Annotated in this window: 8 protein-coding genes and 1 pseudogene; all 9 read right to left on the bottom strand. The window is 32.7% G+C overall.

The genetic code is table 11. The features are described from left to right. Positions 1 to 154: pseudogene (locus ACIQ2X_RS10935) on the bottom strand (hypothetical protein); the annotation flags it as partial. Further along, entirely contained in the window at positions 111 to 713 is a 603-nt protein-coding gene (locus tag ACIQ2X_RS10940; RefSeq protein ID WP_396178959.1) for a sugar transferase, read from the bottom strand. The pseudogene ACIQ2X_RS10935 and the gene ACIQ2X_RS10940, both read right to left, overlap by 44 nt. A gap of 2 nt (positions 714 to 715) precedes the next feature. Then, positions 716 to 1,657, bottom strand: a complete 942-nt coding sequence (locus ACIQ2X_RS10945; protein ID WP_396178960.1) for an NAD-dependent epimerase/dehydratase family protein — start codon at positions 1,655 to 1,657, stop codon at positions 716 to 718. A gap of 1 nt (position 1,658) precedes the next feature. Then, entirely contained in the window at positions 1,659 to 2,807 is a 1,149-nt protein-coding gene (locus tag ACIQ2X_RS10950; protein WP_396178961.1) for a glycosyltransferase family 4 protein, read from the bottom strand. A 41-nt stretch (positions 2,808 to 2,848) separates the two neighbouring features. Then, positions 2,849 to 3,982 (bottom strand): hypothetical protein, encoded by a 1,134-nt coding sequence (locus ACIQ2X_RS10955; RefSeq protein WP_396178962.1) that lies wholly within the window; start codon positions 3,980 to 3,982, stop codon positions 2,849 to 2,851. A gap of 158 nt (positions 3,983 to 4,140) precedes the next feature. After that, positions 4,141 to 4,968 (bottom strand): glycosyltransferase family 2 protein, encoded by an 828-nt coding sequence (locus ACIQ2X_RS10960; RefSeq protein ID WP_396178963.1) that lies wholly within the window; start codon positions 4,966 to 4,968, stop codon positions 4,141 to 4,143. After that, positions 4,968 to 6,017 (bottom strand): glycosyltransferase family 4 protein, encoded by a 1,050-nt coding sequence (locus tag ACIQ2X_RS10965; protein ID WP_396178964.1) that lies wholly within the window; start codon positions 6,015 to 6,017, stop codon positions 4,968 to 4,970. Before ACIQ2X_RS10965 ends, ACIQ2X_RS10960 begins: the two co-directional genes overlap by 1 nt. 18 nt (positions 6,018 to 6,035) lie before the next feature. Next, positions 6,036 to 6,971, bottom strand: coding sequence for an O-antigen polymerase (locus tag ACIQ2X_RS10970; RefSeq protein WP_396178966.1), 936 nt, complete (start codon positions 6,969 to 6,971; stop codon positions 6,036 to 6,038). 231 nt (positions 6,972 to 7,202) lie between these two features. After that, a partial coding sequence (locus ACIQ2X_RS10975) for an oligosaccharide flippase family protein (RefSeq protein ID WP_396178965.1) occupies positions 7,203 to 8,466 on the bottom strand: 1,264 nt, incomplete at its 5' end.

Raw genomic sequence — 8,466 nt, forward strand, 5'->3', positions numbered from 1 at the left:
AATCTGATTTTGGATTATGATCAATAACACTCTCAATCTTATGCACTTCAGATGCTAGAATAATATCAATTACCACTTTGCAATGCCCACCAGCTCCAAATAAATACATATTAATTCCCTTTAAAAGCTTCTGTTGTAATTTGTCCAATGCCATTAATCCCTTCGCTCATAAATACTTTTTTAACGGTCAAAAGTACTATTTTTAAATCTAACAAAAAACTAATATTATCAACATACCAAACGTCAAATTCAAATTTTTGTTGCCAAGAAATTGCATTCCGCCCATTTACTTGCGCCCAACCAGTAATTCCGGGCTTAACTTCGTGTCGACGGCTTTGCCTTGAGGAATACAAACTAAGGTATTCTGGTAATAAAGGCCTTGGCCCTACTATACTCATATCCCCCTTGATGACATTTAAAAGTTGAGGAATTTCATCTAAGGAGGTTTTGCGCACCAATTTACCAATTTTTGTTAATCTCTGACCATCAGACAGCAAATTTCCCATCGCGTCTTTCTTATCATTCATGGTTTTAAACTTGATAATTTTAAAAACTTTACCATGTAGACCTGGACGCAATTGAAAGAAAAATGGGTTGCCTTGATTGGCAAAACTAAGCGCTATTGCCACCAAGAAAAGCACTGGAAATAAAAGTAAAAGACCAATTAAAGCCATACTTATGTCCAGAACAGGTTTGACAACTTTGAGGTACATATTCAATTGTTTTTTTTATAAAATTTCACTAGTTGAGCAATAGTGATCTCTGTGGACACGACATCCTTATATCCTAGCTGCTCTTCAATCTTGTTTGTTAAATAAATGCTTCTATTGGTCATCGCCTCTACCCTTGAAATAGTCAATGGATTCTTTGGAATCACTGAAAGCAGCCCCGAGATCGACTTTAATATGAAATGTGGTACTCTAAATTTCGGCATTGGCTTTCCTAATTCCCTCGCTATTATTGCAATAAAATGTTCAAGAGTAGTCCAACTAGAAATATTATAGATTTCATTTTTAGCCATAGGATGACTTGAGGCAAGCAGTAAGGCATGAACTACATTACCAACTGCGATATAGTTTGCGGACGCTCCTTTCGGACCAATAAAAAAATAGTACCCTGAATCAATCATCTTCACTAATTGAAAAAGCGAAGCGTTACTCATTTCCGCACCAAAAACGTTTGATGGCCTAATCAAAGTATAAGTAAAACCAAATTTTTGCGCTGAATCTAGTACCAGTAAATCAGATTGCAACTTGGTTTTCTCATATTGATTGATAGGATTGTACGCGTTCTGCTCCGTGACTTGACCAGAATAAATAGGCCCATATACTCCAACACTACTCAACTGAACCCAATGCTTTATTTTACCTGCGCCAGCTTTTAATAGATTTTTTGTTCCTTCAACATTCACCTCTTGCATCTTGGACTCCTCGCGGATCTCCGCGGCACAATGATACAAAACATCTATATCAATCAAAAATGCAGCTAATGAACTTAAATCCAATAAATCACCTTTTTGAAAAATTAAATTTTGATGATAGGCAAAGGCTGTAGATTCCTTTCGTGACAATATATGAACCGTATCACCCAAATCAAGATGTTTTTTAAGTAGCAGCTGCCCTATAAAACCAGTTGCCCCTGTAATTCCAATTTTCATATTATCTTTTTTCTAAAAGTAATTCTAAATACCAGTTAACCCATTTTTGGGAAATTGTATTTGACGAAAAATGGTCAAGAACATACTTTCGACCATTGACCCCTAAACGTAACCTCAAATCCTCATCCAACATCATTTTTTCCATTTGCAAATATAGAGAATCAATATTCCCAACCTCATGGCGAAGACCGGTCTTATTATCGATAATCGTTTCCATTAAACCATAGGTATCGCTGCAAATAATCGGCAATTCAAGTAACGAAGCTTCTATTACACTTGTCCCAAAGCCTTCTCTGTAACTGGGCAAACAAAACACATCTCCCAATTGAAGCACTTCTTCAGGCTTACTAGTTGACCCATAAAATAACACCGAAGAATTGTTAGGACAAATTTCACATATTTGCGATACAAGACCATCTTCGTCTGGACCTACCAAAACCAATTTGGACTGAGTGTACTTATTATTCAATCTCGCAAAAGCTTGAGCCAAATCCAATACCCCTTTATCTCTGTTGATTCTTCCCAAGAACAAAAAGACAACTTCACTAGATATGTTCTTTTCTTTTCTAAATTTATTTCTAATGGCTGCAGTAGGTACAAATCTAGCAACATCCACGCCACTAATTGACCCCTTTCCTAAAACACTAGAATTTTTTTTAGTGATTATTTTATTTTGGATTAAAAATTGTCTTTGTGATTCTCCATCTACCAAAATATCAGTGGCACAAAACACAATCAAACGATCGATACTTTTTAACAAGCTTTTAAAAACTCCTTTTTTAGTATGCCAAACTTGCCCGGTAAATATGTGTACCCTGATTTTAATCTGAGCCATTTTAGCAGCCAAAATACCCAATAAAGCAGCCTTGGGCGTTACAGTTTGTACCACATCAAATTGCTTTTCTGATAAATATTTTCGGAGGAGAAATAGGGCTTCTAAATCTTTGATAGGAGAAATATTTCTATGTATTCCAATATGCTTTATTTCTTTTACATAAGTACTAGAAAATGAAATTGACATATTTTCCTCGAAATTAGCAACCAAATAAATATCAAAATACTTTGATAGGTATTCAAAATGTTTTAAGAGAAAAGAATTTGCCGTTAATGGAGTGGCTATAATGAAACAAATTGATTTTTTTAAATCCATTGAATATCACATTTTAAACAAAGTACCAAATGGAAACATTCTTACTTTTTATTATACTCAAAAAGGGCTATTTGATGCCATCCGTAAAAAAACAAAGGCAAAAACATCAACCTCATTCGGCTAGCTAAACCTAAATTATAAATATAAACTGAAATCATACATAATATACAACTTGCCGCAATAAAAGCAAACTTGACCTCCTTCCCCATGGTAATTGACTTAAATTTCCTAAAAAACAATAAGATAAACAGCAGCAAAATAAAAAGCACAAAGCTGTTCTCCATTGAAGTCCAATATTGGTAATTTGTCTTTGCATCGAAAAACAAAGGTCGAAACAGTAGAAGCCAAACACGCTCAATATAAAAAGTATCAACGACACTCACAAAACTGTTGCCTGCCTGCATCGCATAGGTGTTTAATTCGATAAATTTATCTGTTATATCTTTATATGTTAATGTTTTAATATCTATAAAAAACATTAATACAGGAACTAAAACGGATACAATAGTCAATGAAAACAATGATAATTGTATTTTAAAGCGTTCAGATAAATCTTTTTGCGTTAGACAATAAATGATAAAAGCCACAAAAAATGCACCAAAAATATGCGGTCTAATTAATATCAAAAATAGGGAAACTAAAACATGTTGGGCTTTTATTTTAGCTTCTTTTTTGATTTGAAAAACTAAATAAGTCAATGAATAAAATACTAAAACGTCTTTTCCCAGCAAACCCGACCAATAGTGCAGGGAGGGCAACAAAAAAAGAGCCTGAATAACAATTTTTTCTGTAATAAAGACCTCATCCGAATAACCCTCTGACATGCCGGTGAAAAAAAGCAGAAAAGCTTTATAACTAATGGTCGCAAAAAGTAAAAAAAGAACAAATAATGACACTCCCGATTGCACTGGTGGGTATATCAAAAAATTTAAAAACGAACTACCTAACCCAAAAAGGGACCACCAAGAATCCGCTTGTAATGCTTCTTCATAAAAACTAATTGCATCATTTTTTGGAAATGTAATAGTGTCGTGGTAAGCAACTCCCATTGCTGTAAAATGAACGACAAAAAGCAATACGACAAACAATTTTTGTATTTTTCCGTGGCTCTCAAAATAGGATTTAGAACTATAAAAAATATAAACCACAAGGGCAAACACCAAAATAAAATTCATAAGTTACTTAATTTTAATCCTTTTAGAAAAATCAAAAGAACTGCGAGAAAATAAAAGCAAAATGTTTTTTTATTGAAAACTTCCAATTAATTAATTTTTAATAACTCGTGGATAGATAGTGCGCAAATTTAATCTAACAAAACATAAAAAATGGTGCTCTAAATATAAAACACACCCTGCCAAATGCCTCGACAGATCATCTTGATTTTACTTGCTTTCATTTGTTCAAAAAAAAGAATAATAAAAACCGTTTTACAAAACGAGAGGATATCTCGTAGTACAAAAACAGGATAGCAACTGAAATATTTTTTGTAAACATAAACTTTATTGCGTGCGTAATAAAAATTACGTAAGGGGGAATGATTGGTGGAAATGAATTTAATCCCTAAAAAAGAATACATCTTACTCTCTCCCAAATGATGACAGAGTGTACTAAATTGCGATCGCAATATTTTAAAACCATTCTTTTGAAGACGAAGACACAACTCTACATCAACATAGTCTATAAACATCTTAGAGTCAAATCCCCCTACTTTATGCAGCGTTTTAACTCGGCAAAGGCTACCGGAAGTAATAGTGGTGAACACATTGACATAATCTTCAGCCGCAAGAACTAAATGCGTACTATTCATGTCTTTAAGAACGGGACAAACGATAGCAGTTTTTTCATTCGTAAAACCGGAAAGTAAAAATGGAACTGTTGGCTTTTCAAAAAAAGAATCTTGATCCATCGTCAGGATAAATTCAAAGTTGTTTTCCTGAGCATATTGCAAAGCTATATTTAAACCTATGGCTATACCAACATTAGTGGGGTTTCTCAGCAGGTGGATCGTATCACTTTCTAATAACGCCAAATCCGCAATGTTATTAGAAGCGTTATCAACAATAACTATACGGTCTACTGTTTCAGCAAAAGAATTGATGTTTTGATTCAATAATGCTAAATCGGGATTATAAGTTATGATAGCCCCTAGTATATGTGCCATTATGAATTTGAACTTTTTATAATTTCACAATAGCGATGACCCCAAACTTCGTACGAATAATCATCTTCAACTCTTTTTCTTCCCGCAATGCCAAATGACTGCCTTTTTTGCTGATCAATGATTAATATTTCAAGAAAATCATACCATTGACTCTTGTCCTGCGCAATATAACCAGAAACACCATGGTCGACAATTTCTAAATTTGCGGGCGCTGGTGAGGCTATAACCGGCAAACCAGATGCCATATATTGAATCAACTTAAATCCACATTTACCTTTTTCCCAAATGGTGTCTTCTAACGGCATAATTCCTATATCGGCAGCTAAAAGATTCTTTATTTCTGTATCTGCCTCCCATTTAATCAAATTGACTTTGACTTTTTCAGAATAAAAAGTACCCCCTATAACGTTAAAAACAATCTTATACTTTTGTGCCAAATCTTCTAAAACATCCTGTACTAGATGCAAATATTTTGAGGTGGAAGGTGAGCCTATCCAAACGATACTTACTATAGCTGACAGGGAAACAACTTTAATTTCTTTGTATTTAGCAAGACGTACTACTGTGGGCAAATAGATCAGGTTATCACTCGGCATTTCATCAAAGTACCATTTATTCCCAACAGTAACAAACTTTGCATTTTTGGCCAAATTATCTATTTTGTGAAATAAAAAAACTTTTTTAAAAAAATGTTTTTTATAATCCGTAGCCGCATAATCATCAAAATCTAAGGCATACTTCCTATTTTTCAACAAGAACTTTTCTATAAAGTACGGGATATTAGGAAATAATTCTTTTTCAATTAGAATCAAATCACTTTCCTTCTTGTAGAAAATCAAAAAAAAAAAGCGTCTAACGATGGCTTCTATTTGTTGCCAAAAAACAACAAAACGCCTTCCTTGGTACAAATTAGTAACGTAGTCCGACGGAAGTAACGGTTTGAATTCAAAACTAATACCGTTACTTTCAAAATAAGGGATATAGTTGTAAAAACGATATCTTGAACTTGAACCTTCGTAATTGTATTTTGATAAAATTAGTATTCTCATAAAAAATCAAACATTAAACTAGCTTAGCGCAATTCGTTTAGGACTATAAAAAAGATTCACAGCTAATGCTATAAAAATAAAATAAATCCATGTTGGCATCAGCGATAAATATTGTTCCTGAAAAAAAGACATTAAAAGAGGATACAACAAAACAGCATAAAGAAATGAAGGCATAAATTGCCGCTCATTAATTGCTTTTAAATAGAAATAAGTGTGTATTAGAGCCATGCTTACAATAATTAATATCATAAAGAGTAACCCAAAATCTTGAAAATAAATTTTATATACAGTATATACGTTGGTATCGAAAGGAATTGACACATATTGATCGACTAGTTCATTAGGCTTGGCTTCAACTAAACCCATTTTATAAAAGACACTATAGATAAATCGAAAAGAATTTTCTCCATAAGTAGGACTATAATTGGTATGTATAAACGCATCAAATGCACTTAAGCTCCCTAGCAAGTAAATCATAAAATTCTCGGCTAAACCAGAAATATTTTCTTGAACACTATTCTCAGTGGATCCTCCATTATTAAGCAAAATACCAATAGCTGAGAACAAACCCAAGAACCCCGAAAAAGCATATACTAGATGTTTCCTTTTTAATTTTTGAAAAACAATTAATACCCCAAAAATCAAACACAAATAAACAATATAAAAGGTTCGACCAGTCGAAAACACACAAAATAAAAGTAAAATTAATGCCGATAATTTCAGTTTAAAATTGTTGTGCCTCTCCCTGATATATAGGTAGAACTGTATAAAAAAACTCACATACGCAAAATTTATTCCATACTTTGAAAATCCGATATCCTGTTCTTGAATGGTTGAATTTCGGAGCCCCGCAAATAAACTATCGTAAATCATATACTCGATAGCTAGGCGGTAACTGCTCATCAGAAAAAAAGGTAAAAAAACTAAAGATATTAGAATTAAAACAACATCAATATTTTAGTTTAATCGCCAAACCACCTAAAGTAAACAATACAACGCCTAAAGTATAAATGGACAAGGCCTTAAAGGACAATTCGAATATGGTAACCAAATCAAAAGTGTGGCATAAGAAATGAAAAAAAATAACAATAAACCATACCAGACTAAACAAGAAAGGGGGATACCCAATAGTTTTGTTAATGGAATAATTAAACAATACATTGAGTCCAATAATAAATAAAAAAACTATGTACCACATAATTCCTTCTTATTTAAAAATCCAATAAAAAACACAGTGAGCAGCAAATAAACCAAAGCGCATAGTACAGTGGAATAGGATGCAAATACAATTCCATAAATAGGGATAAAAACAATATTCAAGACCAAATTAACCGCTAGAGCTACCGCACTAAATAAAAGCATTGTTTTCGTTTTCAATTCAAACTCGAGCGGTTTATGGACTAGCATGGCTAGTTGCCAAATGAATGCGCCACATACAATTGGTAATACCAAGTCAACTGACTGCTCGGTAGCCGCAATACCTACAATTTTTATAATAAAAAACGACTTCAAAAAATAAGCCGCTACGAGTAGGACAATGAAAATTATAGTTTCAAAAAAAATCAATTTTTTCAAAAACCGTAAAGCATCGCTTTTATTACCTGAATTATACTTTTGAGTCATAATAGGGAACCCAGCGACCAAAATTGGGGCATATAGAAGGGTTATGCCTTTATATAATAAATCATAAATCGCAGAATAAGTACCTAAATCCTTTTCTGTCAAATAATACCCTATAATATATCTATCCGATACATTTAAAAGTGAGGAAATAGTAAACCATAAAGCTAAAGGCCAGCCATACTGAAACAGATAATGATGCTGCTTAAAAAGTGAGGCAAAATAATTCCTATTGACTTTTTTTATAAATAAATCGATCGATATTTTAAAAAATCTAAAATCTATTCGAAGAAGAAAAAAAAAAGATAGTAAATAGCTAATAAAAAGGCTAAGAATTAGCCTTAACAAACTTGACAATTCACCTAATACAAAGTGAAAACTGAGTACCATTAGTACAAAAACCACTATTCTAACAAAATCAAAATAAAATGATTTTCGGGCATTAAATTTTGATTGGTAAAAAACAATTGATAACGCCACTAAACTGCCCAAAAACATCGTGACAGTGCCCATTGTCGCAATTAGAATTCCAACATCCATAAGAGTCAAAATCCCAAAACACAACAAACTTATTGGAAAAAAAGTAATCAAAAACAATTGAAAAATAGAAAACTTAAAATGTGTACTGTAATTATTAAACCGCAAAACACATTGATTAAGCCAACCTCCGCCAAATGAAATCAATACTAATATCACATTCTGAACTAATGAAAAACTCCCATAACCATCAACTCCGTAATATTTTACAATTAAAGGTATAGTAATAAAACTAATCAAACCACTCGAGAGTAATCCTAAAAAATAAATAGAAAAATTATTGATAAATAAT

The sequence above is a fragment of the Flavobacterium sp. genome (assembly GCF_044368625.1).
Taxonomy (GTDB): Bacteria; Bacteroidota; Bacteroidia; order Flavobacteriales; family Flavobacteriaceae; genus Flavobacterium.

What these genes read in the sequence shown, in the direction of transcription:
- ACIQ2X_RS10965 (WP_396178964.1), bottom strand. Translation starts at nt 6,017, where the DNA reads ATGAGAATACTAATTTTATCAAAATACAATTACGAAGGTTCAAGTTCA.
- ACIQ2X_RS10955 (WP_396178962.1), bottom strand. Translation starts at nt 3,982, where the DNA reads ATGAATTTTATTTTGGTGTTTGCCCTTGTGGTTTATATTTTTTATAGT.
- ACIQ2X_RS10960 (WP_396178963.1), bottom strand. Translation starts at nt 4,968, where the DNA reads ATGGCACATATACTAGGGGCTATCATAACTTATAATCCCGATTTAGCA.
- ACIQ2X_RS10940 (WP_396178959.1), bottom strand. Translation starts at nt 713, where the DNA reads ATGTACCTCAAAGTTGTCAAACCTGTTCTGGACATAAGTATGGCTTTA.
- ACIQ2X_RS10945 (WP_396178960.1), bottom strand. Translation starts at nt 1,657, where the DNA reads ATGAAAATTGGAATTACAGGGGCAACTGGTTTTATAGGGCAGCTGCTA.
- ACIQ2X_RS10950 (WP_396178961.1), bottom strand. Translation starts at nt 2,807, where the DNA reads ATGGATTTAAAAAAATCAATTTGTTTCATTATAGCCACTCCATTAACG.